Origin of the sequence: Myxococcus eversor (assembly GCF_010894455.1) — a bacterium.
In the GTDB taxonomy this organism is placed as follows: Bacteria; Myxococcota; Myxococcia; order Myxococcales; family Myxococcaceae; genus Myxococcus; species Myxococcus eversor.
Genome location: NZ_JAAIXY010000006.1, coordinates 209,223 through 232,429, shown reverse-complemented (window position 1 = coordinate 232,429; position 23,207 = coordinate 209,223). Strand labels below are relative to the sequence as shown.

Here is a 23,207-nt window from a genome sequence, read left to right as displayed (position 1 = left end):
CCCTCGGTCCTGGTTCGTGTGGTGTTTCAGTAGCGGTACTGGAGGGTGAGCTGTCCGCGGACGGCCTGTCCGGACTGGCTGTCGATGGCGCGGTTGTAGCCCCACAGCCCCTCGACGCCGACGAGGACGCCCTTCATGGGTCTGGCCACCAGGTTCAGGGACGCGTACTGCGAGCGGCGGAAGCCCTTCGCGTCGAGCGAGGCTGCGAAGTCGCGGTCCCAGAGCTTGAGCCACCCATAGGTCGCGGTGGAGCTGAGCGTGTGGGTCCATGCGTAGGTGAAGCCCGCGTAGGCGCCGAGCAGGGGGATGGCCTTGAGGTCACCCGCCGTGTTCAGCGCGGCGTCGTATTGCGCGCCGCCTGTGTCGTTGAGGTACGCGCCCAGGCCCTGTCCACCCGAGATGCCGGCGAGCAGCGTGTGCTTGTGGGAGAAGTGGTACGCACCGGTCAGGTTGCCGCCGATGCCCAGCGCCGTCTTGCTGTCCTTGCTGTCCCGCGACTGGGTGCCCACCGCGCGCACCAGCCCCGACAGCTGCAGGTGCCCCCGGGCTCCCTCGGCGCGCCAGGCGATGACCGCGTCGGGGAGCATGTCGCGCGGCGCTCCCGCGGACGTGGGCACGTTGGAGCCGGGCTGCTCCAGGGCGACGTGGAGGAACATCCGCCGCTCCTTGTCGTGGGACAGCGCGTGGCTGTAGCGCACCACGGCGTGCTTGGAGAAGACGAGCGCGTTGGGACCCTCGAAGTCGAGGGTGCTCGGATAGGCATCGACGTCCGCGAAGGTGGAGTCGGTGAAGCCCGCGAGGACGCCGCCCAGCTGCGCGTAGGCGTAGTTCGGATGGAAGCCGAAGGCGGGCTGGGCCTGGGCGAAGCTCGTGGTGAAGAGCAGCCGCATGGGCCCCAGCTCCGTCTTGCCGCGCATCTCCAGCGAGATGTCGGACGGGTTGGCGGTGGCTGTCGTGTGGGTGCCCGGAGAGTGGAAGGAGGGTTGCCCGCGCACGGGGATGGCGGACGTGGTGAACCAGGTGGGCGTGCCCAGGAGCTTGGAGGTGACGGCGAAGGTCGTGGTGGCGCCGATGCCGAGCTTCAGGAAGACCTTCGTGCTCGGAATCCGGAAGTAGCCGGGCAGGGCGGTGTCGAAGACCGCATGGTCGGGGCGAGGGGCGAACGCCTGGGTGTTCGAGGGGAGCTTGAGGTCGAGGAAGGGCAGCGCTGGAAGCACCAGCTCCTCACCGGGAGACAGGGGCGCGGAGGGCGCGTCGGTCCGCGTGTCCTGGCTCGCGGAGGGCTCCGCTCGCGCGGGCTCCCGCGTGGAAGGCTCCTGGGCCCGGGCTTCCCCGGCAAAGGGGCTCAGCGTCGCCATCAGTGCGAAGGCGACGCCGCGAACAGTGCGCTGCTGCTGGGAAGACGCTGGAGTCATCGGGTCCGTTGTCACCACGGTGAAGTGGCTGGAAATGTAGGGACCCTTCGCGGCGGGGCATCTCAGCCAGGAGGTCAGGACCACTGTGGGAAAGCGGGCCTCCTCGTCCGCGTGTCCGTCATCGTCGCGCGTGCGGGCGACTCAGCTCGCGCGGGAGTGGGGCAGTCCGCGGTGATGCGACTGGATGAGCCACTGGACGAGCGCGCTGCCCGCGACGGCGACGACGGTGAGGACGAGCGAGAGCGGCTGCGTCTTCGCGGAGCTGACGAGGAAGGTGATGAGGACGATGCCCATCAGCGTCGCGCCCGTGCCGACGATGGCGCGCGAGGCGCCCGTCTGGCGCGAGAGCTTCCAGCAGGCGACGTGGGCCGCCATGTAACAGATGAGGAAGGTCGCGCTGGCGACATTGGCGATGGCACCCAGGCTCATGGTGTTGACCATCACCAGGATGGCGGCCACCCCCCACATGAAGCCCCGCGTGCTCTGGCCCTTCAGTGGGGTGCTGAAGGCCCGGGGAAGCTGGCCTGCCCGGGCCTGCGCGGAGGACACGTTGAGGGCGGAGAAGAGCGTGGCGTTGATGGCCGACGCGGTGGCGAGCAGGGCTCCGAGCGCGACGACGGTGAAGCCCGCCGAGCCGAGCACGGGCCGGGCCGACTGGGCCACGGCGGTGTCCGCGTCATGGGCGAGCTGCGCCGGCGGCACCAGGGAGAGCACCGTCACGGAGAGCCCCACGTAGAGCACCGTCACCACGCCGATGGCCAGGAAGATGGCCCGGGGAATCGTCTTCTTCGGGTTGGCCACGTCCGAGGCGGCGTTGGCCATCATTCCGAAGCCCGAGTAGGCGAAGAAGCACAGCCCCACGCTCGAGACGAGGGCGGTGAGCCCCAGGTGGGAGTGCTCGGCGAGGTGCCGCGTTCCACCCTGGGACATCGAGTAGATGCCCGCGGCCAGCAGGCCCCCCAGGATGACGAGCTTGATGGACACGAGGATGACCTCGGCCTTGCCCACCGCCCCCGAGCCGACGGCATTCAGGACCGCCAGCAGGATGACGATGGCCGAGCCGAAGATGCTGAACCAGATGTGTCCTCCGCTCGGGAGGAACAGGCGCGTGGCGTAGGCGCCGAAGGTCTTCGCCACCATGGCGACGCTGATGGCCAGCGTGACGAGGTAGATGAGCGAGAGCGTCCCGGAGACCAGCCCTCGCCCGAAGCCTTCCTCGAAGAAGCGGGTGATGCCGCCGGAGCTGGGGTAGCGCGAGCTGAGCTTGGCGTAGGAGTAGCCGGACAGCAGAGCGACGACGCCCGCCAGCGCGAAGGACAGCCAGGTCTCCGGCCCGACGAGCAGCGCGGCCTGGCCCAGCAGGGCGAAGATGCCAGCGCCCACCATGGAGCCGATTCCGAGCGCGCTGACCGCCCACATGCTCATCGATGCCCGCCGCGCAGGTGAGCCCTGGGTGGGTTGTTCCGCCATGAGGATGCCCTCGATGCCCGTTTGCCACCGGGCCTGGTCCTGTCCCCGTGAGCTGACGCGGGAGCGAGCTCAACGAAACGCCTCGCGGGGACGTCACGGAGAACGTGGGCCCAGCGCCCATGGCCCACAAGGCGGGCAGGGCGGCACAGCGGACCTCCCGCCCACCCGGTCACCCAGGCAGAGGGGGGCCGCGGGTGGGGGCGCGCGGGCTGGGGCTCACGAGGAAAAGCGCCGGAGTGGCCCTGTAAGCCGAGTTCTGTCCCCGCCCCTTTCGGAACGGGCGATGAACATTCATCTAGGGCCCTGGTTACCCAGGGGCCTCATCAGCGAGCAACCCGAACGCATGGGACGGGCAATCCCTGTCCCCCAGACAGCGGGGACGCGCTCCTATTGGCTCTTGCTCCAGGTGGGGTTTACCGTGCCGTCTGAGTCACCCCAGACGCGGTGCGCTCTTACCGCACCGTTTCACCCTTACCCGCCCCTTTCGGAACGGGCGGTCTGTTTTCTGTGGCACTTTCCTGCGAGTCGCCTCGACTGGCCGTTAGCCAGCACCCTGCCCTATGGAGCCCGGACTTTCCTCCCGCCACCCGTGACTGCGGTGACCGGCGTTCACCCGGACCACTCCGGCACCTGTCCCTTACAACAGCCTCGGGACAGCGGTCCACTCCAGGGGACTCGTAGGGCGTGGCGGACTACATCCGCTCGTCGATGGCCCGGTTGCTCATCTCATCCGCCTGCGCGTTCTTCGCGCGGGGGATGTGGTGGAGCTTCACCTTGGAGAAGAGTGCCAGGAGCCGCCGCGCCTCCTCGAAGAGGGGCCTGAGCGTCATGCTCTTCACCTGGTACAGCCCATCCAACTGGCGGATGAGCAGCTCGCTGTCGGCGTAGACGTCCACCTCGCGCGCGCCCATCGCCTTCGCGTGCTTCAGGCCCAGCAGCAGGCCCTGGTACTCGGCGGTGTTGTTCGTCTGCGTCCCGAGGAAGCGACCGAGCCGCGCCACCACGTGCCCCTCGGGGTCCGTCACCACCGCGCCCGCGCCCGCGGGGCCGGGGTTTCCTCTCGCGGCGCCGTCCGAGTAGACGCGCACGCGAGGAAGGGGCTCGGAAGAGGGGAGCGGCTCCACCGCCCGGGAGGCGGAAGCCGCGCTCGCCGCCGCTCCGTCCTCGGCCCTCGCGGGAGGGCCCAGACGGGTGGCGGCTTCGTCGAGAAGCTGACCCAATCGCTCCCGCGTGAGTCCGCGGAAGGTGCGCACCGTCGACGAGAGCGGCTCCTCACGCGCGATGTGGCGGAGGATGTCGACGAGGGACGGTGCCGTCATCGGCGGCCTACTTCGCCGCCGCGGGTGTTTCCTCGAGGGCTTCCACCGCGTAGATGATGCGGTTGCAGGACGGGCAGATGTCCGTGCCCAGCGAGGTGCGCAGCTGGTTGTAGAGCTGAGGGGGCACGTTCATGTTGCAGCCCCGGCAAGTGCCCGCCACCACGCCGACCAGCGCGGGCAGCTTCTTCTTGCGGATGGACTCGTAGCGCCGCAGCAGGTTGGAGTCGACGGAGTTCGCCACGGCGGCGCGACTTCCCTCGAGCTTCTTCACCTGCTCCTCGGACTCGCCCAGCTTGCCGCGCAGCTCCGCCATTCGCGCCGAGAGGCCTTGCTGCTTCGTCCCGAAGTCGGCCTCCTTCCCCTTGAGGGCCTCGCGAGCCAGGCCGAGCTGTTTGATGAGCTCCACCTGTTCCTCGGCCATCGTCAGGTTGGCCTTCTTGGCGATATCGATTTCACGGGCCAGGGCGGAGTACTCGCGGGTGGAGCGCTGTTCGCTCAGCCGCGCCTCCCACTTCTTCACCTTGTCCTTCTCGTCCGTGATGCTCTGCTCGCGCTCCGCCTTCTGCCGCTCCATGTCAGTGACGCGCGCGCGCTCAGCCTCGATGGCGCTGCGAGCCACACCCAGCTCGCGCTCCAGTTCGGCAATCTGACGGGGGTGGACGTCCGCGGCCTTCCGGAGCGATGCGACCTCCAGGTCCACATTCTGAAGCTCCGCCAGCGCCTTCAATTTCTCCCGCAAAGTTGCTGCCTCCCACAGAGCCGCACCGTGTACGGCCGCGCGCTCTTCTACCAACAAGGGTGATAAGGGTCCAACGCCCAAATGGACCATGAGTCATCCCCTGGGCCCTTGGATTGCTCCTCGCCATTTGAAAGAGCTTCACGCACCCGTTAGACCGGGCACGTGCTCCGCGCCACCTTTCATCGCCCGCTGCTCCTCCTCGCGCTCGTCTCCGCATGCCGCGAGACGCCCCCTCCCTCGGCCACCGACGCTCCCGTGGCGACGGCTCCCTCGCCCGCGCGCCCCGCCGCCGACGTGAAGTGGGGCACCGTCGAGGGTCGCGTTCACCTCATGGGCACGCCTCCTGCCCCTACCTTGTCTCCCACCACCGGCACTGTCGTGTCCGTGTGTGGCGAGCAGGCGGAGGACCGCTCCCTCGTCGTCGGCCCGGCGGGGGAGCTCGCCCACATGGTGGTTTCCCTCAAGTCCGGCGCGGGGCTCCCCACTCCTTCCCGCCCACCGCCCGAGCCCGTGCTGGACCAGAAGAAGTGCGTCTATGAGCCACCCGTCCTGGCCGCCCGCGCCGGCGGCTCCGTGACGCTGCGCAACTCTGATCCGCTCGTCCACAACGTGCGCGCCGCCTCCGGCTCCAACCGCTCCTTCTTCAACGTGGCCATGCCGCTGGAGGGAATGACGACGCGCAAGCCGCTCCCCGCCGAGCCGGGCATCGTCCCCATCCGCTGCGACATCCACCCCTGGATGCGCGCGGTGGTCCGTACCTTCGACCACTCCTACTTCGCGACCACCAGCCCCGAGGGGCGCTTCAAGCTGGAAGTCCCCGAGGGCACCCACACCCTCGTCTTCTGGCACGAGCGGCTGCCCCCGGCGGAGCGGACGGTGACGGTCCGCGCCGGGGAAATCGCAGAGGTCGAGCAATCCTGGGCGGTAGGCGACCTGAAGTAGCGGGATTGCTCACGCCTGTAGCGAAAGGTTGAAAGATTTCCGGCGCTGGACGTTCTAGATGTCGAGGCGTGGGTGATCCGGATTTCATTTCCGCCCCGGTAGAAAAATTGCTACAATACTGGCGAGCAACATCACGAGAGGGGGGCCGAGTCATGCAACAGGCCAAGAAGCGGACGACTCTGACGAGCCAGTCAAACGCGCACCAGGAGCCGACCCGCAAGGACATCCGTCCGGTGGGGATGCAGGAGATGGGACCTGGCCTCTACGAGCAGATCCGCCGCGCGATGATGGAGCTGTCGCTGGCGTCGGGAACTTGAGCGGAGCGCGGCCGGGCGCATCACGCTGAACGGAGCCTTGGCGGCGCCCCTCGACGGGCGCGCCCTCGCTTCAAGGCCTCGTGGGTACGACCGAGGCGCAGGGACTCCCGGCAACCGCCAGGGAGTCCCCATCACCCCACGACTCAGGTTTCTTCTTCTTCGGTTTCCGCCGGAGCGCTCTCGTCGTCGTCGAACGAGTCGAGGTCTTCTTCCTCTTCCTCGCTCGCGGCCGCGGGCTCTTCGGGTTCAATCGGTTCGATGACCTTCGGGGCGGCGGCCAAGCGTCCGCGTCGTCCCTCGGGCTGGGGCTTGAGAGCAGGGCTTTCCCGCTGGTCCGCGCCACACTTGGGGCACAGCGGGTCAGGCTTCTTCATGTCGTAGAACTTCGTCTGGCACTTGTAGCAGACGAACTTCGATCCGAGGTCCTTCGCCGGCATTCGCCACCTTCTGAATAAGGCCGAGAGAAGACAGAGGGCGGCTGCATAGTTGGCGCGCAAGACGGAGTCAACCGATGGTTTGCGCGGGAGATTTCTAGCGGTAGCATCCAGAACCCAGTCTCCCCCCAGTGAGCCGGACGCTCCCCTTGAACTTCACCTGCGACAATTGCCAGAAGCGGTACTCCATTGCGGACGAAAAAGTCCGCGGCAAGACGGTCAAGGTCCGTTGCAAGAACTGCCAGAACGTCATCACCGTCGAAGGACCCGCCGAAGAGGAGAGCACCCGCGTGGTGTCGCTCGCGGACGTGGAGCGGCTGCGAGCGCAAGAGCGCTCCCTGGCCGAGCCCGCCGCCGCGCCCGTCACCGCCGCGCCCGCCGTGGCCAAGGCGCCACCCGCCGCGCTTCAAACGCCCTGGGACGATGAGCCCACGCGTGCAGCACCCATGCGGGCCACGGGTTCGCCCTGGTTCGTGATGGTGAAGAACAAGCAGGAGGGCCCCCTCGATGAGGGTGCGCTCCGGGAGCTCGTCGCCACCGGCACCATCAGTGGCCGCAGCTTCTTCTGGCAGCAGGGCATGGCGGACTGGAAGCGCGGCGCGGATGTGCCGGAGCTCGCCGGGCTGTTCACCCCGCCGCCCGAACCGGAGCCCCTGCCTCCTCCGCCTCCGCCCGTGGCGGAGCCACCTCCTTCCGCCCGTGCCTCGAAGAACGCGCCTGCTCGTCGGGAGCCGGAGCCGGAGCCGCAGCACTACTTCCCCGAGCCGGAGCCGCAGTACCCCCAGGAGCCGGAGCCCGAGCCGGAGCCCCAGCGCGCCTGGGTGCCCGAGGAGGACCCGGACACGACGTATTTCGGCGAGCCTGATCCACGGGGCCAGCAGCCGCAGGCCGCGGCGCGACGGGGTGCCGCGCCCACCGCGGCTCCGCTGAACGAGCTGTTCTCCGACCTGGACCTTCCGGAGAAGGGCGACCAGGACGACGTCCCGCAGGAGGATCCGCTGGCCTCGCTGGGCGGCGGTGACGAGGAGGAGCGTCGTCCTCGGGAGGACACGCGCCACTTCGCCAAGAAGGCGGGCGTCACCAAGCGCAACTCCGGTTGGAAGTACGCCGTCTTCGCGCTCCTGCTCATCGTCGTCCCGCTGGGCGGTGCGTACGTGCTGTCGGAGTCGCTGGGCGTCATGCCGTTGCGCGTGACGACGGTGGACGCCGCGGGCGCTCCGGTGGAGCAGTCCGTCTTCACTGGCGCGGGCATGGGCGCGCTGCGCGACAAGCTGCTGGGCAAGACGCCTCCGCCGGTGGCGCCTCAGCCTCCTCCCAAGGCGGCGCCCGAGCCGAAGGCCGAGCCTCCCACCGAGCCCAAGGCCGCCGAGCCTTCGGCGGGCGAGGGTGCCGCCGTGCCTGCTCCTTCCGAGGCGCAGGTGGCGGCCGTCTACAACGACGCGGAGAAGAAGGACGTCGCCCCGGAGGTCCGCGAGGGTGCGGACGTGGCCGCGGCGGATACGGAAGAGGTTGGCGGTCCCTCGGACGAGGAAGTGGAGCGCATCGTCGAGCAGACCCAGGTCTCGTTCCGCGACTGCGTGGAGCAGGAGCTGAAGCGCAACCCGTCCTTCAAGGGAGGGAAGGTGACGCTCACCGCCACGGTGGGGACGTCCGGCGCGGTGAAGGCCACGACGTTCAGCCGCAAGGATTTGAACGGCTCGTCCAACGCGGTGGGCTCCTGCATCCGGGAGCGCGCCAAGCGCATGGTCTTCTCCAGCTTCTCGGGAGAGGACGTCGACCTGGAGATTCCGCTCGTCCTCTCCGGGCGGTAGTCGCTCTCAGGCCCTGGGCCTCTCCCTCTCGTCTTGAGGGGAGGCCTCGGGCCTGGATGCCTCACTCACTCTCGGGCGATAGCCGCGTGCGCGGTCCCCGGGCCTCTCGCGTCGAGGGGGGCCTCGGTTGGGACGCCCCGCGCGACCGGGGCCTTGGCTCAGAGGTCGAAGTCGCCCGGAGGTGGCTTCTTGCCCTGCATCGCCCGCTGACGCGCCAGGCGCACCTCCTCGCGCAGCGCCTCAGTGGCTTCGGAGTCCACGCGCATCGTCTCCAGGTCCAGCACGTCGCCCTCGCGCACCCCGGCAGGGAGTGACGAGAGAGGCCGCGTCACCTCGCGCCCGTCGACGATGAGCACCGCGATGTCGTCTTCGATGCGGTCCAGCGTGGCCCGCGACATGGGTGCCTTCGTCATGGGTTGCAGTCCTGGGCGGGCTGGCGTCCCCCCTGGGCCGCTTCCTCGCGCGTCTTGAATTCGATGAGGTTCTCGGCGTGGATCTTCTTCGCCCCGTCGCAGTCCGGGTAGTGGAACTTATTGCGTTTGCGGCTGGCGACGTACTTGCCCTTGTACTTCTTCGAGCGGTCCGTGCGCCCATCGGCCACGGGCGCGGGCGGCTCCGTCTTCGTCGTCTGGAGCGTCTCGATGGGCTGCACGTCCTCGGGCGGCGGGGGCGGGACCTGCTTCTCGGGCAGGGGCTTGCCAGCCCAGAAGTTCGGCTCCGGCGTGGGCCCCTGGCCCACGAGGGTGTAGCGCGTGTCGCTGGGCTTTCCCTGCGGCAGCCGCTGGGGCGTGACGACCAGCGACTTGCCGTCGCTGACCACCTGCACCTCGCCATCCACGTCGGTGCGGAACACCTGGACGTGCGCGGCCTTCAATCGGTCCAGCGTGGCGGCGGCTGGGGCCCTGAGGTCGTTGTTGGCGCCCACGGAGATGACGGCGGCGCGCGCTCCCACGCGGGCCAGAAAGGGCGCGGTGGTGGCGCTGTTCAGCCCATGGGCTCCCACCTTGAGCAGCGTGGACTGGACGGAGACCTCGCGCGCGAGCAGGTACTCCTCCGTCTGCGCGAGCGCGTCGCCGGCGAAGAGCACCGACGTCTCGCCATAGGAGAGCCGCATGACGATGGAGTTGACCTCCATGGCTGCCTTGTCGGACTCGAGGAGCGGCTCGGTGGGCGCCCGGGGCCAGAGGATGGTCAGTGAGACGCCGTCGCCCAGGTTGATGCGCTGCGGGGCATTGGGCGTGGACGTCGGCGGCGCGGGCGAGACCACCTGGATTCCGCGCCCGCTGATGGCGGTGAGCAGGGGATTGTAGTCGGGTGGAGCGCCGGGCAACTGCGGCTCCATCAACTGGCGCGCGCCCACCCTTCGCAGCACGGCATCCAGCGCACCGTGATGGTCGTTGTGCGGGTGGGTGAGGATGACCAGGTCCAACTGCTTGACGAGCAGCTCCGGGAGGCGATTCACCAGGTGGCCGGCGGCACTGGCCGGGCCCGAGTCCACCAGCACCGTGTTGCCCTTGGGGGAGACGATGAGCGCGGCGTCTCCCTGGCCCACGTCGAAGAAGTAGACGTGCAGCCTCCCGTCGGCGGCGGTGCCGAAGTAGCGCCGGGTCTCCGAGGGGCGAGCGGTGGACGGGTCCGGTGATTCCTTGCAAGCCGACAGGGCCAGCAGGGTCCCCAGCAAGGCGAGATGGCGGGGGCTCATGGGTGGCAATCCTCTGCGGGGCGACGCTCGCGCAGGGCGGCTTCGCGGTTCAGGTAGAGCGTGCGTTCAGACTTGGAACGCTTCAGCGTGGAACACGTCTCGCGGTGGAACACCTTGCTGTTCTTGAGTCCCACATAAGGCCCGGAACTCTCGGTGCTCGTGAGCGCGCCGCCGCGCTCACCTGGAGCGGGCGAGGTGCCCCTGCTCTCGTCACGAGGCTCGACGGAGGCGACCGTGCCTCGTCCCGTGCGGGAGGGAGTGGGGACGACGGGGCCGAGCGCGATGGGGCCCGGTTTGAGGTTGCCTGGCACCACCAGCAGCGCGCCGGTGCCGCCGTTGGCCCGCAGCGTGACGGAGTGCCCGTCGCTGGCGGCGATGACCTCGCCATCCCGGTCCGTGCGCAGCACGTGGGCGCCGACGGCGTCGAGCCGCTCCAGCGTCTCGCGAGCGGGGTGGCCGTAGTCGTTCTTGGCGCCGACGGAGATGACGGCGGCCTGGGGTTTCGCCGCGGCGAGGAACGCGGCGGTGGAGGAGTGCCGTCCTCCGTGGTGGGCGACCTTCAGCACCGTCGTCGTGAGGTCGAGGGGGCGCTGGAGCAGGGCGGTCTCCGTGTCCGGCTCCGCGTCGCCGACGAGGAGGAAGGCCGTCTTCCCATAGGTCAGCTTGGCGACGATGGAGTTGGAGTTGGCGTCCGAGCGCGTCCCCGTGAGGAAGGGCTCCCGGGGCGCGCGCGGCCAGAGGACGGTGAGCGACACGCCTTCCCCCAGGCCGATGGTGAGCAGCGAATCCGGGGTGGCGGGATTGGGCTCGGGGTTCATCACCTGGCCCACCGAGTCGCCGACGAAGCCGAGCAAATCCTTGTAGGCCTCGCTGGGGTGGTTGAAGCCCGGGTCCATGAAGCGCTTCGCACCGACGGCGCGCAGCGCGTCCGTGAACCCGCCCAGGTGGTCCAGGTGCGGGTGGGTGAGGATGGCCAGGTCCAGTGGCCCCGTCACCAGGGTGCGCAGGCGGGCGGCGAGTCGCTCACGGGCCTCGGGAGGGCCTCCGTCGATGAGGACCGTCTTCCCGGTGGGGGAGATGATGAGCGCGGCGTCGCCCTGGCCCACGTCGAAGAAGTGGACCGTGAGGGGCCTGGTGTCGGTGCTGAAGGTGAGAGGAGGGGAGGGCGGGCTCGCGGCGATGCCTGGAAGCGCGGCGAGCAGGAGGGCAAGGAAGCTGGACAGCCGGAGACGGGACATCACGGTGCGGACTCTACCGCCACGTTCCCACCCTCGGCACCTCGGGTGCGAGCAGGAAACGCACGGGTCGCTCGCGCGCTTCCCGAGGCCCTGGAAGTGGGCTAAGGGGCCGCCATGTCCGACTTCGAGGACCTCTTCAAGTACGTCGAGGAAATCGCCGACCAGGCTCGCCGCCGCCTTCAGGCGTGGACGGGCGCCCGGGAGGCCACCCCCACCGACGCCACTCCCACCCCCTTCACCCGTCATGGCACGGGGCGCGTGGACCTGGACTCCGTCCGGTCCGCGGCGGACCTGGCGCCGTACATCGACCACACGCTGCTCAAGCCCGAGGCGCGCGAGGAAGACGTGGTGAAGGTGGCCGAGGAGGCGCGTCGGTACGGCTTCGCCACGGTCTGCGTGAACAGCTCGCACGTGGCCACCGTCGCCAGAATCCTGGCGGGTTCCTCCACGGTGCCCATCGCCGTGGTGGGCTTCCCGTTGGGCGCGGCGCTGTCGTCGGCCAAGGCGTTCGAGGCCCGTGAGGCCATCGCCGCCGGGGCGCGTGAAATCGACATGGTGGTCAACATCGGCGCGCTCAGGGCGAAGGACCATATCGCCGTGTTCCTGGACATCGCCGCCGTGGTGGAGGCCAGCCGCCCGTATCCGGTGAAGGTCATCCTCGAGACGACGCTGCTCACGCGCGACGAGAAGGTCTTCGCCTGCCTGCTGTCGAAGTCCGCGGGCGCCGCCTTCGTGAAGACGTCCACCGGCTTCAGTTCGGGCGGCGCGACGGTGGAGGACGTGGAGTTGATGCGCTCGACGGTGGGCGACGGCGTGGGCGTCAAGGCGTCCGGCGGCGTCCGCTCTTCCGAGGACGCGATGAACATGCTGCGTGCGGGCGCCAACCGCCTGGGCGCGTCCGCGTCGGTGGCCATCGTCACCGGCCAGGTTTCCACCGCGAAGTATTGATTCGGCGGAGCCGACGTGAACGCGAAACAGCGAGATGAACTCAAGGCGCTGCTGCTGGCGCTGCATGCCGAGCTGACCGAGAAGACGCCCTCGAAAATCGAGCCCAACCGCACCGATGACGCGCGCATCGGCGGCGATGAGGACGAGCAGCCCCTCAACGAGATGATGCAGGCCATCGCCTCCAACCGGAACCGGAACATGGACGGCGTGCTGGCCCGCGTGCTCAAGGCGCTGGGCAAGCTGCGGGACGAGCCGGACTCCTTCGGTGAGTGCGAGGAGTGCGGGGACGAGGTTCCGCTCGGGCGGCTGCGGGCCATGCCCTATGCGGAGCTGTGCGTGACGTGCCAGGGCGGCAAGGACGGTCCCAAGGGCCGCGCCACGCGTCGCAAGCTCACCGACTACAGCTGAAAATCCACCGGCGCCCGAGGCGGGTCTTCCGCGCGCGCCCAGATTGCACGAGGCTTCGAGGCTCCATGAACGACACCGGATTGAGAGAGCGGGCGGAGGCATGGCGCCTGGCGGACCCGGACCCCGTCACCGCCGAGGAACTGGCGCGGCTGCTCGCGCAGGGAGACCTCACCGAACTGGCGGACCGCTTCGCTGGCGACCTGGAGTTCGGCACCGCGGGCCTCCGCGGCGTGCTGGGCGCCGGGCCCAACCGGATGAACCGCGCCGTGGTGCGCCGCACCACCGCGGGCCTGGCGCGCTACCTCAAGGAGCACGTGCCGGACGCCGCCACCCGGGGCGTGGTGGTGGGTCGCGACGCGCGCAAGCTGAGCGCGGAGCTGGCCGAGGACACCGCCGCAGTGCTCACCGCCGAGGGCATCCCCGCCCATGTCTTCTCGCCGCCGGTGCCCACGCCGCTCGCCGCGTTCGCCTGCCTCCACCTGAATGCCGCCGCGGCCATCATGGTGACGGCCAGCCACAATCCACCCGAGTACAACGGTTACAAGGTGTACTGGGGCAACGGCGCTCAAATCATCCCCCCTCACGACACGGGCATCGCCTCCGCCATCGCCCGGGTGGAGCCCGCCAACCACGTGCCGCTGCTGACGGTGGCCCAGGCGCGCGAGCAGGGCCTGTGGCGTGACATCCCGGACTCGCTGGGCGAGGACTACCTGCGCGCCATCCTCGGGCTGCGCGTGCACAAGAAGGGCTCCGACACGCTGTCCATCGTCTACACGGCGATGCACGGCGTGGGCGGCGTCTGGGCGGAGCGGGCGCTGCGCGACGCGGGCTTCCCTCGCTTCACGCCCGTGGCCGAGCAGCAGATGCCGGACGGCCGCTTCCCCACGGTGCGCTTCCCCAACCCGGAGGAGCCCGGTGCCATGGACCTGTCGCGCGCGACGGCCGAGCGCGTGAAGGCCGACCTGGTGCTGGCCAATGACCCGGACGCGGACCGGCTGGCCGTCATGGCCCGCGAGGCGGATGGCGGGCTGCGCATGCTCACCGGCAACGAGGTGGGCGTGCTCCTGGGCCACTACCTCCTGACGCAGGGGACGAAGCGGGGCCGCCCGTACGTCGTCACCACCATCGTCTCGTCGACGCAGCTGGGGGACATCGCCCGCTCGCTCGGCGCGGCGTATGACGAGGTGCTCACGGGCTTCAAGTGGATCGCCAACCGCGCGCTGGAGCGCGAGCGCTCCGAGGGCCTCCAGTTCGTCTTCGGCTACGAGGAGGCGCTGGGCTACACCGCCGGCACCGTGACGCGGGACAAGGACGGCGTTGGCGCGGCACTCGTCATGGCGGACCTGGCCGCGTGGTGCGAGTCGCGCGGTACCACCGTGCTCGGCTACCTGGAGGAGATTCAGCGCCAGCACGGCCTCTACGTCGGCGCCCAGCGCAACGTCACGCTGCCCGGCGCGGCGGGCGCGCAAGTCATCCGGGGCATCATGGATGCCTTCCGCGCCCGACCTCCCTCCCACGTCGGCACGGAGGCCGTCCGGGCCGTGCTGGACTACCAGCGCGGGGTGAATGGCCTGCCGCCGTCCAACGTGCTCGCGCTGGAGCTGGAGGGAGGTGGCCGGGTCACCCTGCGTCCGTCCGGCACCGAGCCGAAAATCAAATACTACTTCGAGCGCAAGGAGACGCCCGCGGCGGGTGAGCCCCTGGCCCAGGCCCGTGCGCGCGCCGAGGCCCGGCTGACCTCCTTCATCGAAGCCTTCATCGCGCTCGCACGTGAGCGTGGACAACCCACCTGAGTCCTGATTCACACCTCACCTCGTTCTTCGGCTTCCCCCTGGCCGCGCCTGGCGTGGCCCCCGTCGAAAGGATTCGTGTGAAGCGCCTCGTTCCTGGAGTCCTCCTCGCCTGCCTGTTGGCCCTTCCTGGCTCCGCGTTGGCGCGAGGTGGGCAGGGCTGGTCCGTGCTCGCCGCCGACACGCTGGGGCGGGGCAACACCGCGTTCTCCGGGCAGATCGGCTGGCCGGGCCTCACGCTGGGCGTGCTCCATGGCACCTCGGAGCGCTTCGACATCGGCGGCAAGTTCAGCTTCAACTGGGGCCGCGAGGGCTGGGTGCGCCACACCGCGCCCGGCATCAAACTGCAGGCGTGGATGCGGTGGGAGCTGGCCAAGGCGAGCAAGGTCTCCTTCGCGCTCACCTTCCAGCCCGGGCCGCTCTTCTACTTCGACGACGGCGACACGGACGTGGGCCTGGCGCTGCCGGTGGCCTTCGTCGTGGGCATCCCCGTCACCAGCGCGCTGATGGTGAACGTGGGCATCGACATGCCCTTCCACGTCTACTTCGGGGAGAGCATCGGCCCCGTCATCCCCATCCTGGTGGGCGGCGGGCTCGAGTACTTCATCGACAGCCGGCTGGCGGCCACCTTCAACCTGCGCATGGGGCCCGCGCTCATCCCCGACTGGGACGAGAGCGAGTTCGCCATGGAGGCCCTCTTCGGCATCGCCTACCGCTTCTAGAGCGGCGGGCGACTACCAGGAGGAGGTCTGCTCGGGCAGCTCCAGCGTGAAGGTGCTGCCCAGGTTGACGCGGCTCTGCACCGTCAGCTTGCCGCCCATGGACTCCACCAGGGCGCGCGCCACGGTGAGGCCCAGCCCGGCGCCTTTCTCCGGCGGCTTCGTCGTGTAGTAGGGCTCGAAGACGGCCTGCAGTTCGTCCTCGAAGATGCCGATGCCCGTGTCCTTGACGAAGAGGCGCGGGCCGAAGTCGCCGAACATGTCCGGCAGCTCCACGCCCACGTGGATGCGGCGCGGACGGTCCATCACGTCCTCCACCGCCTCCGCCGCGTTGGCCAGCATCTCCACCACCACCTGCTCCAACTGGCGGCGGTTGAAGACGACGGCGATGGGGTCCTCGGGCAGCACCACCGTCACCTCGGCCGTGCCCAGCCGGCCGTTGCCCCGCATGCGCTCCACGACGACGGGGACCAGCTCCCGCAAGTCGAAGCGCTGGATGTCCTTGGGGTTCGAGGGGCCGAGCGACAGGAGGTGCTGGCCGTACAGCCGCATCTGCTCGCCGGCGACGCCCAGCTTCTTGAGCTCCTCCACGTCCGGAGGCAGGCCCTGCATCGCGCGCTCGCGCACGTGTCCCAGCGCGCTCTGGAGTCCCTCGCCGATGTGACCCAGGTTCTGGGCGACGTCCGCCGCCAGCGTGCCCACGCGCGCCAGCCGCTCCATCTCCACCCAGCGGGTGCGCGGGTCCAACAGCTCTTCGGCCCGCTGCCCACCGCGCTCGCGGTGCGCCTTGAGCTCCAGCAGCGTGTGCACGCGGACCTTCAGCTCCAACGGGTCCAACGGCTCCGTCGTCAGCAGATCATCCACGCCGGCTTCCAGCACCTGTCGCCGCGTCTGGCGGTCCGCCCTGCGGGTGAGCATCAGCACCGGCACCGAGCTCGCACCCAGCTCCGCCTGGAGCCGTCGGTACGCCGCCAGCCCATCCGTCCCCGGACGCTCCACGTCGAGCAGCACCAGGTCCGCGGCCTGACGGGCCGCCGGTCCCCGTGCTGTCAGGACGTCGTAGCCCGCGGGGGCCAGGATGGAGCACAGCCGCTCCATGCCTTCTGACTCCACGTCCACCGCCAAAACGCGGGGTCTGTACGTCTCGGTCGTTCCCGTCGTATCCAGCATCACCCACCCCCGCCGTGTTGACCGGACCGACCGGGCCCGGGTTTCACAAGGAGTCCCTCCGGGCCTTGCGTCAGACTGGATGAAGCCTCCCCCCGGTGGCCTGATTCCATTCCGGCGCGGCCCGACCTGGCCTCTATATGCGAGGCCCGTGCCGCCGGGATTTCCGACGCCCTGTGTCTCAATCCCGGAGAAACCCGGAGTTAGTTTCAATAACCGCAAGGGGTTGGAGTGTCGTCTTTCTCCACCATTCGAAGGAGGCGACGTTGGCCATCCGACACCTAGGGGTCACTTCTGACCAGGAATCATTCTATACCCGGGTATGGAATGACTCTAGTGGATCGAGTGACCTCAGCGGGACTCCTGCTCGTATGGGACGCCGAGTGAGGCCGGGGTGCTGTTGCGCTGGCCCTGGAAGGTGAGGACCAGGAGCGTCAGCAGGTAGGGCAGGGCGAGCAGGACGCCCTGGGGCACCAGCTCCAGGAGGCCTGGGGCGCTGGAGGCCAGGCCGATTCGCAGCGCGTTGCCGAAGGCGAAGAAGGCCGCGGCGGCGAAGGCGCCCATGGGCGTCCAGCGGCCGAACACCATGGCGGCCAGGGCCATGAAGCCCAGGCCCGCGGGCGTGTGCTGCTCGAAGCGGTCCAACACGGTGGTGGAGAGCACCGCGCCGCCCAGGCCCGCGAGCAGTCCGCCGCCCAGCACCGCGCCCCACCTCAAGGCGGGAACGGAAAGACCCAGGGTGGCCACCGCGTGGGGCTTGTCGCCCACCGCGCGCAGGCGCAGTCCCAGGGGGGTGCGGGTCAACATTCCTTGGAGCAGCAGCGGCAACAGCAGTGCCAGGTACGTGGGGGCCGCGTGGCCGGAGAGCGCGCCCAGGAGGGGCACCGAGGCGAGCTCGGGCCAGTGGAGGGGCGGGAGCTGTTGGATGGGCGGTGTCCCGTTGGGCCCGAAGTGCGTCTCGAGCAGGAACGTCCCTCCAGCCAGGGCCACCAGGTTGAGGGCGATGCCGGACACGACCTGGTCCGAGCGCCAGCGGATGCACAGGAAGCCGTGCACCGCCGCCAGCGCGGCGCCCGCGAGCATGCCCATGCCCACGGCCGCGGGAGTAGGCATGACGAGCGCGGCCACCGCGGCGCAGAAGGCGCCCACGCGCATCATCCCCTCCACGCCCACGGCGACGACGCCGGCGCGCTCGGAGAGCACCGCGCCCAGGGCGGCGAAGACGAGCGCGGGGGCCGCGTCCAGCGTGGCGAACAGCAGCCGGTGGAGGATTTCAAGCATGGGGCACCTGCGCGGTCGGAGCGGGCGGCGCGGCCGTGACGGGCTTTGGTGCGCTTCGACGGCGCAGCGCGGCCAGCCAGATGAGGCGTCCGGCCACGAAGAGCAGCGCGAGGCCCTGGATGAGCTCGGGGAAGCTCTTGTGCACGTCGAGCAGCTGCATGCGCGTGCCACCTGCTCGCAGCACGCCGAAGAAGAGTGCCGCGGCGCCCACGCCCAGCGGGTGGTTGTTGCCGATGAGCGCGATGGCGATGCCGTCGAAGCCGTAGGGCGCGCCCAGCGTGCCCGGGTAGCGGCCTTCCGTGCCCAGCACCAGCACCGCGCCAGCGAGCCCCGCCAGCGCTCCGGCCAGCGCCATGGCCAGCCCCGCGCGCCGCGCCACGGGGATGCCCGCGGCGCGAGCTGCCTCATCACCCAAGCCCACCGCGCGCGTCTCGAAGCCGGAGCGGGTGCGCGTCAGCCACGCCCACACCGCCGCGGCGGCGACGGTGGCGATGACGAAACCCAGGTTGAGGCGGGACATGTCGCCCAGGAGGCGCGGCAGCGTCGCGGTGGGGTGGATTTCGGCGGTGCCGGTGATGGACGCGCCGGCCTCGGCCACTCCGCGCAGGGGCCCCACGACGAGCCAGTTGTCCACCAGCCGCACCGCCACCCAGTTGAGCATGATGGTGGAGATGACCTCGTGCACGCCCCGGTAGAGCTTGAGCGCGCCGGCGATGCCCGCCCAGGCGCCTCCGGCCAGCGCGGCGGCGAGGAGCGCGGCCGGGATGTGCAGCACGCCGGGCAGGGCCACGTGCGCGCCCACCACCGCTGCGGCGAGCGCGCCGAGCAGCATCTGTCCCTGGGCACCGATGTTGAACAGGCCCACCTTGAAGGCCACCGCCACGGACAGGCCGGTGAGGGTGAGCAGCGCGGCCTTCATCGCCGCTTCGCCCAACGGACGGGTGAGCACGGTGATGGGGGCGCCGTCGAGGAAGCGGGGCCAGTCGCCCACGCCGCCCCAGAGCATCTGGAGATAGGCCGCAGTGGCGGTGGCCAGGCCGTCCGTGTCCCGGCTGAAGGCGATGAGCATCCAGCACACCACGAGCGACAACAGCACCGACAGCACCGAGGGCAGGGCCTGCCGCGTCCGCTCACCCATGGGCCTGCTCCGCTCCCAGCATGCGACGGCCCAGTTCCCGCTCGTCGTACTCCGGCCGGGTGAACTGTCCCGTCACGCGGCCTTCGAAGAGCACGTAGACGCGGTCCGCCAGGGCCAGCACTTCTTCCAGGTCCAACGACACCAGCACCACTCCCGTTCCCTGTGCACGTGCCTCGCGAAGCCGCGCGTGCACCTGCGTCACCGCGCCGATGTCCAGGCCTCGCGTGGGCTGCACCACCACGAGCAGGCGAGGTCGGGCGTCCAACTCGCGCGCGACCACGACCTTCTGCTGGTTGCCGCCGGACAGGGCCTGCAGGGGCAGCGTCGGCTCGGGCGGGCGCACGTCGTAGGCGGCCAGGAGTGATTGGGCTCGCTCACGGCGGCCGGCGAAATCAATCCACATGCCCTTCGCGAAGGGCGGCCCCGAGTGCCGTCCGAGCGCGATGTTCTCCTCAACGCTGAGGGCCTTCACCACCGCGCGGCGCAGCCGGTCCTCGGGCACGTGGCCCACGCCGCGTGCTCGCGCTTCGGCGGGAGTGAGGCCCTTCAGGGGCCTTCCGAGCAGCGTGCCGCTTCCCGCCGTCAGCGAGCGCAGGCCGGTGAGCACTTCGGCCAGCTCGCGCTGCCCGTTGCCGTCGACACCGGCGATGCCGACGATTTCTCCCTCGCGCACCGTCAGGTCCACGCCGCGCAGCGCGGGGCACCCGTTGTCGCCGAGAGCCTGGAGTCCCGTTGCCTCCAGCAGGAGGTCACCCGGGGGCTTCTCCCCGACGCGAGGCACGGGCCGTCCGTTGTCGCCGAGAGCCTGGAGTCCCGTTGTTTCCAGCAGGGCTCCGCCAGGGAACTTCTCACTGACGCGAGGCGCGGTTCGTCCGTTGTCGCCGAGAGCCTGGAGTCCCGTTGCTTCCAGCAGGACGTCGCCGAGGTGGGCTTCGCCACCGTGCTGCGCGGGCCGTCCGTTATCCCCCTGCGCCGGGAACCCCACTGCTTCCAGCAGGGCCTCGCTGGCGAGCTTCTCCTCCGGGGTCGCCGCCGCGTTGCTCATCACTGCGCGCTGGCTCTCGCCCACCATGAGGGCGGCAAGCGCCGTCGCCGAGGTCTCCGAGGGCCGCACCTCCGCCACCAGCCGGCCGCGCCTCATGACGGCGATGCGGTCCGCCACTCCGAGCACTTCCTTCAGCTTGTGGCTGATGAGCACCACGGTGCGCCCCTGCGCGACCAGTCCGCGCATGACGCGAGCCAACTCGTCGGCTTCCTGGGGCGTGAGGACGGCGGTGGGCTCGTCGAGGATGAGCACGCGGGCGCCCCGGTGCAGCGCCTTGACGATCTCCACCTTCTGCTGCGAGCCCACCGTGAGCGTGTCCACGCGGGCACGCGGGTCCAACACGAAGCCGAAGCGCTCGCACGTCGCGGCGACTTCCTTGACGGCGCGCTCCCAGTCGAACAGCCCGCGTCGCGTGGGCTCGCGCCCGAGCACCACGTTCTCCGCCACCGTCAGCGTGGGCACGAGCATGAAGTGCTGGTGCACCATGCCGATGCCCAGGGCAATCGCGTCGCGGGGACTCTTGAGGCGCACGGACTTGCCGCCCACGGACACCTCACCCGAGTCCGGATGGTAGAGCCCGTAGAGCACGTTCATCAGGCTGGACTTGCCCGCGCCGTTCTCTCCCACCACCGCGAGCAATTCCCCTTCGCGGATGTCGAGCGACACGTCGTCCAGCGCGTTGACGGCGCCGAACCGCTTCTGGATGTGTCGGAGGGAGATCAGGGCGCGGCGGCCTGGAAGGTGGCGAGGTCCGCCGGGACGGAAGGCACCTGGAGCTGTCCGGAGATGACGCGCTGGCGCAGCCCCTCCACCTTCTGGAGCGCCTCCGCCTTGCCGGGGAAGTCCACGCGCACCTCGGCCATGGCCACCGCGTTCTCCTTGAGGCCCAGCAGCAGCTCGGTGGCGGTGAACTTGCCGTCCACCAGGTCCTTGGCGGCCTGGTACACGACCAGGTCCGTGTGCTTCAGCATGGAGGTGAGGATGGCCTCCGGCGCCACGTGCGACTGGTCCGAGTCCACGCCGATGGCGTACACGTTCTTGCCGGCCGCGCGCGCCTCCTTCACCGCCTGGATGACGCCGATGCCGTCCGAGCCCGCAGCGTGGAAGATGACGTCCGCGCCCTTGGCGATGAGGTCCTGCGCCACCTGCTTGCCCGCGGCCATGTCGTTGAAGCTGCCGGTGTACACGGACATCAGGGCCTGGGCGGCCTCGGGCTTCGTCGTCTTCACGCCGGCGCGGTAGCCGACCTCGAAGCGCTGGATGAGGGGCACCTCGATGCCGCCCACGAAGCCCACCTTGTTCGTCTTCGTGACGAGGCCCGCGAGCGCGCCGACGAGGAAGCTGCCCTCGTGCTCCTTGAAGAGGACGGTGCGCACGTTGGGCAGCCGCAGCGTCTTGCCCTGGGCATCCAGCACCTGGCTGTCGATGAGCAGGAAGCGGGCCTGGGGGTTCTCCTGGGCCGACGTGCGCACGGCGTTGGCCAGCATGTAGCCGTTGCCGATGGTGAGCTGGGTGCCCCGGTCCACGAGGAGCTGGAGGTTGGGGATGTAGTCCTCCTGGGCCTTGCTCTGGAGGACGACGGGCTGGATGGGCAGGGGCTGGAGGGTGGAGGCAATGGAGGCCAGGTGGCCCGGCAGGGACTTGCGCACGTCGTCCGGCGTGGCGTCCACGTACTTGCCGCCCTCGTAACGCTTGCCGGCGGCCCACAGCTCCAGGCCTCGCAGCGCGGCATCGTTGAACGAGTGATCACCCCGGCCGCCCACGTCGATGACGAGGCCCACGGGGATGGGCTTCTTCGCCTCCTGCTGAGCGGAGGCGGGGGCCGGAGCGCCGGAGGGGGGCGTCTCTTCCTTCTGCTTGGAACAGGCGCAGAGGAGCGCCGTGAGGGCGAGGACCTGAAGGCGAAGCGTCATGGCTGGCTATCTACCAGATGCGGCGGCGCCTTTCGCGGAAGTGCATGGGGGCCCAGGTTCCTGGTATGGGCAGTTCCCGTGCAACCCTACGAGCTCATCAAGTCGAAGCGGGATGGAGGCCGGCTGGAGCCGGCGGACATCCGCTCATTCATCCAGGCGTATACGGCGGGGACGGTGGCGGACTATCAGATGGCGGCCATGTGCATGGCCGTCTTCTTCCGGGGGATGGATTCCCGGGAGCTGGGCGCCTGGGCGCGCGCCATGCTCGAATCCGGCGAGGTGCTGGACCTGTCCGACACCCCGGCCGTGAAGGTGGACAAGCATTCGACGGGCGGCGTGGGCGACAAGGTGTCGCTCAGCCTGGCCCCCCTGGCCGCGGCGTGCGGGGTGCCGGTGCCGATGATTTCGGGCCGGGGCCTGGGCCACACGGGCGGGACGCTGGACAAGCTGGAGTCCATCCCCGGCTTCAATGTGAACCTGTCGACGGCCGAGTACCGTCGGCTGGTCCGCGAGGTCGGCTGCTGCCTGATTGGCCAGACGGCGCAGGTGGCGCCCGCGGACAAGAAGCTCTACGCGCTGCGTGATGTGACGGCGACGGTGGACTGCATCCCGCTGATTGCGTCCTCCATCATGAGCAAGAAGCTGGCGGAGGGCATCGACGCGCTGGTGCTGGACGTGAAGGTGGGCAGCGGCGCGTTCATGAAGCGCGACGAGGACGCCCGCACGCTGGCCCGGACGATGATTGGCCTGGGCGCGGAGATGGGGCGCAAGGTCGTCGCGCTGCTGACGGACATGGACCAGCCGCTCGGGCGCAAGGTGGGCAACGCGCTGGAGGTGATGGAGGCGGTGGACATGCTCCGCGGCGAGGCCCCGGACGACTACACCGAAATCACCTACGCGCTGACGGCGGAGATGCTGGTGCTCGGCAAGAAGGCAGCCACCGTGGACGAGGCGCGCGAGAAGCTGCGCAAGTCCGTGGAGGACGGCAGCGCGCTGCGCAAGCTGAAGGAGATCGTCCTGTCGCAGGGGGGAGACCCGCGCTCCATCGACGACTACTCGCTGTTGCCCCAGGCTCGCTCCACGGTGGACGTGGTGGCGCCCCGGGATGGGTACGTGACGGGCATCGACACGGAGGGCGTGGGCCTGGCGGGCGTGGCGCTCGGCGCCGGACGTCAGCGGGTGGACAGCAAGATCGACCCCGCCGTGGGCTTCACCCTCCTGAAGAAGACGGGCGAAGCGGTGACGAAGGGCGAGCCCGTGGTGCGCGTGCACTACAACGACGAGGCCCCGGTGGAGGGAGTGAAGGCCCGCCTGGTGGCCGCATACCACTTCGGCGATGCCGCCCCCGCGCCCCGTCCGCTGGTGCGCGAGCGGGTGGAGTAGGGCGGCTCGGCGCTTCGCTCTGTTCTTC

Annotated in this window: 21 protein-coding genes and 1 other RNA gene; 8 read left to right on the top strand and 14 right to left on the bottom strand. The window is 69.9% G+C overall.

Annotated elements, in window-relative coordinates:
* Positions 1-26 precede the first annotated feature (26 nt).
* The 5 genes from G4D83_RS14530 to G4D83_RS14510 all read right to left on the bottom strand — a co-directional run bounded on the left by G4D83_RS14530 (position 27) and on the right by G4D83_RS14510 (position 4,943).
* Complete coding sequence (locus G4D83_RS14530; RefSeq protein WP_163865330.1) at positions 27-1,415, bottom strand: DcaP family trimeric outer membrane transporter; 1,389 nt, start codon at positions 1,413-1,415, stop codon at positions 27-29.
* 141 nt (positions 1,416-1,556) lie between these two features.
* Positions 1,557-2,840: an APC family permease gene (locus tag G4D83_RS14525; protein WP_205522638.1), complete on the bottom strand. Its 1,284-nt coding sequence runs from the start codon at positions 2,838-2,840 to the stop codon at positions 1,557-1,559.
* Positions 2,841-3,114: 274 nt separating this feature from the next.
* Positions 3,115-3,510: RNase P RNA component class A (gene rnpB / locus G4D83_RS14520), an RNA gene on the bottom strand.
* A gap of 67 nt (positions 3,511-3,577) precedes the next feature.
* Positions 3,578-4,204: a ribonuclease HI family protein gene (locus G4D83_RS14515; protein ID WP_163865328.1), complete on the bottom strand. Its 627-nt coding sequence runs from the start codon at positions 4,202-4,204 to the stop codon at positions 3,578-3,580.
* A 7-nt stretch (positions 4,205-4,211) separates the two neighbouring features.
* Positions 4,212-4,943: a zinc ribbon domain-containing protein gene (locus tag G4D83_RS14510; protein ID WP_163865327.1), complete on the bottom strand. Its 732-nt coding sequence runs from the start codon at positions 4,941-4,943 to the stop codon at positions 4,212-4,214.
* Between the two features lie 162 nt (positions 4,944-5,105).
* Here G4D83_RS14510 and G4D83_RS14505 point away from each other — a divergent pair, with 162 nt between their 5' ends.
* Positions 5,106-5,885 (top strand): cupredoxin domain-containing protein, encoded by a 780-nt coding sequence (locus G4D83_RS14505; RefSeq protein WP_163865326.1) that lies wholly within the window; start codon positions 5,106-5,108, stop codon positions 5,883-5,885.
* Between the two features lie 152 nt (positions 5,886-6,037).
* The gene (locus G4D83_RS45535; protein ID WP_176434925.1) at positions 6,038-6,202 is read left to right on the top strand and encodes a hypothetical protein; all 165 of its coding nucleotides are present in this window, start codon (positions 6,038-6,040) and stop codon (positions 6,200-6,202) included.
* Positions 6,203-6,345: 143 nt separating this feature from the next.
* On the opposite strand, the gene G4D83_RS14500 is transcribed toward G4D83_RS45535, so the two are convergent.
* Positions 6,346-6,639, bottom strand: coding sequence for an FYDLN acid domain-containing protein (locus G4D83_RS14500; RefSeq protein ID WP_163865325.1), 294 nt, complete (start codon positions 6,637-6,639; stop codon positions 6,346-6,348).
* Between the two features lie 146 nt (positions 6,640-6,785).
* Between G4D83_RS14500 and G4D83_RS46815 the strand changes: the two genes are divergently transcribed.
* Positions 6,786-8,447, top strand: a complete 1,662-nt coding sequence (locus G4D83_RS46815; protein WP_163865324.1) for an AgmX/PglI C-terminal domain-containing protein — start codon at positions 6,786-6,788, stop codon at positions 8,445-8,447.
* A 158-nt stretch (positions 8,448-8,605) separates the two neighbouring features.
* Here G4D83_RS46815 and G4D83_RS14490 read toward each other — a convergent pair whose 3' ends face one another.
* Genes G4D83_RS14490 through G4D83_RS14480 form a run of 3 tightly spaced genes read right to left on the bottom strand, consistent with a single transcriptional unit; the run spans position 8,606 to position 11,387 of the window.
* Positions 8,606-8,860: a DUF3006 domain-containing protein gene (locus tag G4D83_RS14490; protein ID WP_240356330.1), complete on the bottom strand. Its 255-nt coding sequence runs from the start codon at positions 8,858-8,860 to the stop codon at positions 8,606-8,608.
* Positions 8,857-10,149, bottom strand: a complete 1,293-nt coding sequence (locus G4D83_RS14485) for a ComEC/Rec2 family competence protein (protein ID WP_163865323.1) — start codon at positions 10,147-10,149, stop codon at positions 8,857-8,859. The genes G4D83_RS14490 and G4D83_RS14485 overlap by 4 nt, the downstream gene beginning before the upstream one ends.
* Entirely contained in the window at positions 10,146-11,387 is a 1,242-nt protein-coding gene (locus G4D83_RS14480) for a ComEC/Rec2 family competence protein (RefSeq protein WP_163865507.1), read from the bottom strand. Before G4D83_RS14480 ends, G4D83_RS14485 begins: the two co-directional genes overlap by 4 nt.
* A 114-nt stretch (positions 11,388-11,501) precedes the next feature.
* Between G4D83_RS14480 and deoC the strand changes: the two genes are divergently transcribed.
* From deoC to G4D83_RS14460, 4 genes are all read left to right on the top strand, one after another.
* Positions 11,502-12,335, top strand: a complete 834-nt coding sequence (gene deoC, locus G4D83_RS14475; protein ID WP_163865322.1) for a deoxyribose-phosphate aldolase — start codon at positions 11,502-11,504, stop codon at positions 12,333-12,335.
* Positions 12,336-12,350: 15 nt separating this feature from the next.
* A complete protein-coding gene (locus G4D83_RS14470; RefSeq protein WP_163865321.1) occupies positions 12,351-12,743 on the top strand; it encodes a TraR/DksA family transcriptional regulator in 393 nt (130 codons plus the stop codon).
* A 65-nt stretch (positions 12,744-12,808) separates the two neighbouring features.
* Positions 12,809-14,536: a phospho-sugar mutase gene (locus G4D83_RS14465; protein ID WP_163865320.1), complete on the top strand. Its 1,728-nt coding sequence runs from the start codon at positions 12,809-12,811 to the stop codon at positions 14,534-14,536.
* Positions 14,537-14,613: 77 nt separating this feature from the next.
* Positions 14,614-15,255 (top strand): hypothetical protein, encoded by a 642-nt coding sequence (locus G4D83_RS14460; RefSeq protein ID WP_205522637.1) that lies wholly within the window; start codon positions 14,614-14,616, stop codon positions 15,253-15,255.
* Positions 15,256-15,267: 12 nt separating this feature from the next.
* Here G4D83_RS14460 and G4D83_RS14455 read toward each other — a convergent pair whose 3' ends face one another.
* The 5 genes from G4D83_RS14455 to G4D83_RS14430 all read right to left on the bottom strand — a co-directional run bounded on the left by G4D83_RS14455 (position 15,268) and on the right by G4D83_RS14430 (position 21,796).
* Positions 15,268-16,350, bottom strand: a complete 1,083-nt coding sequence (locus G4D83_RS14455) for a sensor histidine kinase (RefSeq protein ID WP_240356329.1) — start codon at positions 16,348-16,350, stop codon at positions 15,268-15,270.
* Between the two features lie 420 nt (positions 16,351-16,770).
* A complete protein-coding gene (locus G4D83_RS14450; protein WP_163865318.1) occupies positions 16,771-17,700 on the bottom strand; it encodes an ABC transporter permease in 930 nt (309 codons plus the stop codon).
* Positions 17,693-18,838 carry an ABC transporter permease gene (locus tag G4D83_RS14445; protein ID WP_163865317.1) on the bottom strand — a complete coding sequence of 382 codons (1,146 nt, stop codon included), beginning with the start codon at positions 18,836-18,838 and terminating at the stop codon, positions 17,693-17,695. Before G4D83_RS14445 ends, G4D83_RS14450 begins: the two co-directional genes overlap by 8 nt.
* Positions 18,831-20,549, bottom strand: coding sequence for an ABC transporter ATP-binding protein (locus tag G4D83_RS46060; protein WP_240356328.1), 1,719 nt, complete (start codon positions 20,547-20,549; stop codon positions 18,831-18,833). Before G4D83_RS46060 ends, G4D83_RS14445 begins: the two co-directional genes overlap by 8 nt.
* Before the next feature lie 53 nt (positions 20,550-20,602).
* Positions 20,603-21,796, bottom strand: a complete 1,194-nt coding sequence (locus tag G4D83_RS14430; RefSeq protein WP_163865316.1) for a BMP family lipoprotein — start codon at positions 21,794-21,796, stop codon at positions 20,603-20,605.
* A 78-nt stretch (positions 21,797-21,874) separates the two neighbouring features.
* On the opposite strand from G4D83_RS14430, the gene G4D83_RS14425 reads away from it, so the two are divergent.
* Positions 21,875-23,179 (top strand): thymidine phosphorylase, encoded by a 1,305-nt coding sequence (locus tag G4D83_RS14425; RefSeq protein WP_163865315.1) that lies wholly within the window; start codon positions 21,875-21,877, stop codon positions 23,177-23,179.
* The last annotated feature ends 28 nt before the right edge of the window (positions 23,180-23,207 follow it).

Coding starts and splice junctions, on each gene's coding strand:
- G4D83_RS14525 (WP_205522638.1), bottom strand. CDS start 2,840: ATGAGCATGTGGGCGGTCAGCGCGCTCGGAATCGGCTCCATGGTGGGC.
- G4D83_RS14515 (WP_163865328.1), bottom strand. CDS start 4,204: ATGACGGCACCGTCCCTCGTCGACATCCTCCGCCACATCGCGCGTGAG.
- G4D83_RS14455 (WP_240356329.1), bottom strand. CDS start 16,350: ATGGAGCGGCTGTGCTCCATCCTGGCCCCCGCGGGCTACGACGTCCTG.
- G4D83_RS14490 (WP_240356330.1), bottom strand. CDS start 8,860: ATGACGAAGGCACCCATGTCGCGGGCCACGCTGGACCGCATCGAAGAC.
- deoC (WP_163865322.1), top strand. CDS start 11,502: ATGTCCGACTTCGAGGACCTCTTCAAGTACGTCGAGGAAATCGCCGAC.
- G4D83_RS14465 (WP_163865320.1), top strand. CDS start 12,809: ATGAACGACACCGGATTGAGAGAGCGGGCGGAGGCATGGCGCCTGGCG.
- G4D83_RS14485 (WP_163865323.1), bottom strand. CDS start 10,149: ATGAGCCCCCGCCATCTCGCCTTGCTGGGGACCCTGCTGGCCCTGTCG.
- G4D83_RS14445 (WP_163865317.1), bottom strand. CDS start 18,838: ATGGGTGAGCGGACGCGGCAGGCCCTGCCCTCGGTGCTGTCGGTGCTG.
- G4D83_RS45535 (WP_176434925.1), top strand. CDS start 6,038: ATGCAACAGGCCAAGAAGCGGACGACTCTGACGAGCCAGTCAAACGCG.
- G4D83_RS14450 (WP_163865318.1), bottom strand. CDS start 17,700: ATGCTTGAAATCCTCCACCGGCTGCTGTTCGCCACGCTGGACGCGGCC.
- G4D83_RS14480 (WP_163865507.1), bottom strand. CDS start 11,387: ATGTCCCGTCTCCGGCTGTCCAGCTTCCTTGCCCTCCTGCTCGCCGCG.
- G4D83_RS14530 (WP_163865330.1), bottom strand. CDS start 1,415: ATGACTCCAGCGTCTTCCCAGCAGCAGCGCACTGTTCGCGGCGTCGCC.
- G4D83_RS14430 (WP_163865316.1), bottom strand. CDS start 21,796: ATGACGCTTCGCCTTCAGGTCCTCGCCCTCACGGCGCTCCTCTGCGCC.
- G4D83_RS14500 (WP_163865325.1), bottom strand. CDS start 6,639: ATGCCGGCGAAGGACCTCGGATCGAAGTTCGTCTGCTACAAGTGCCAG.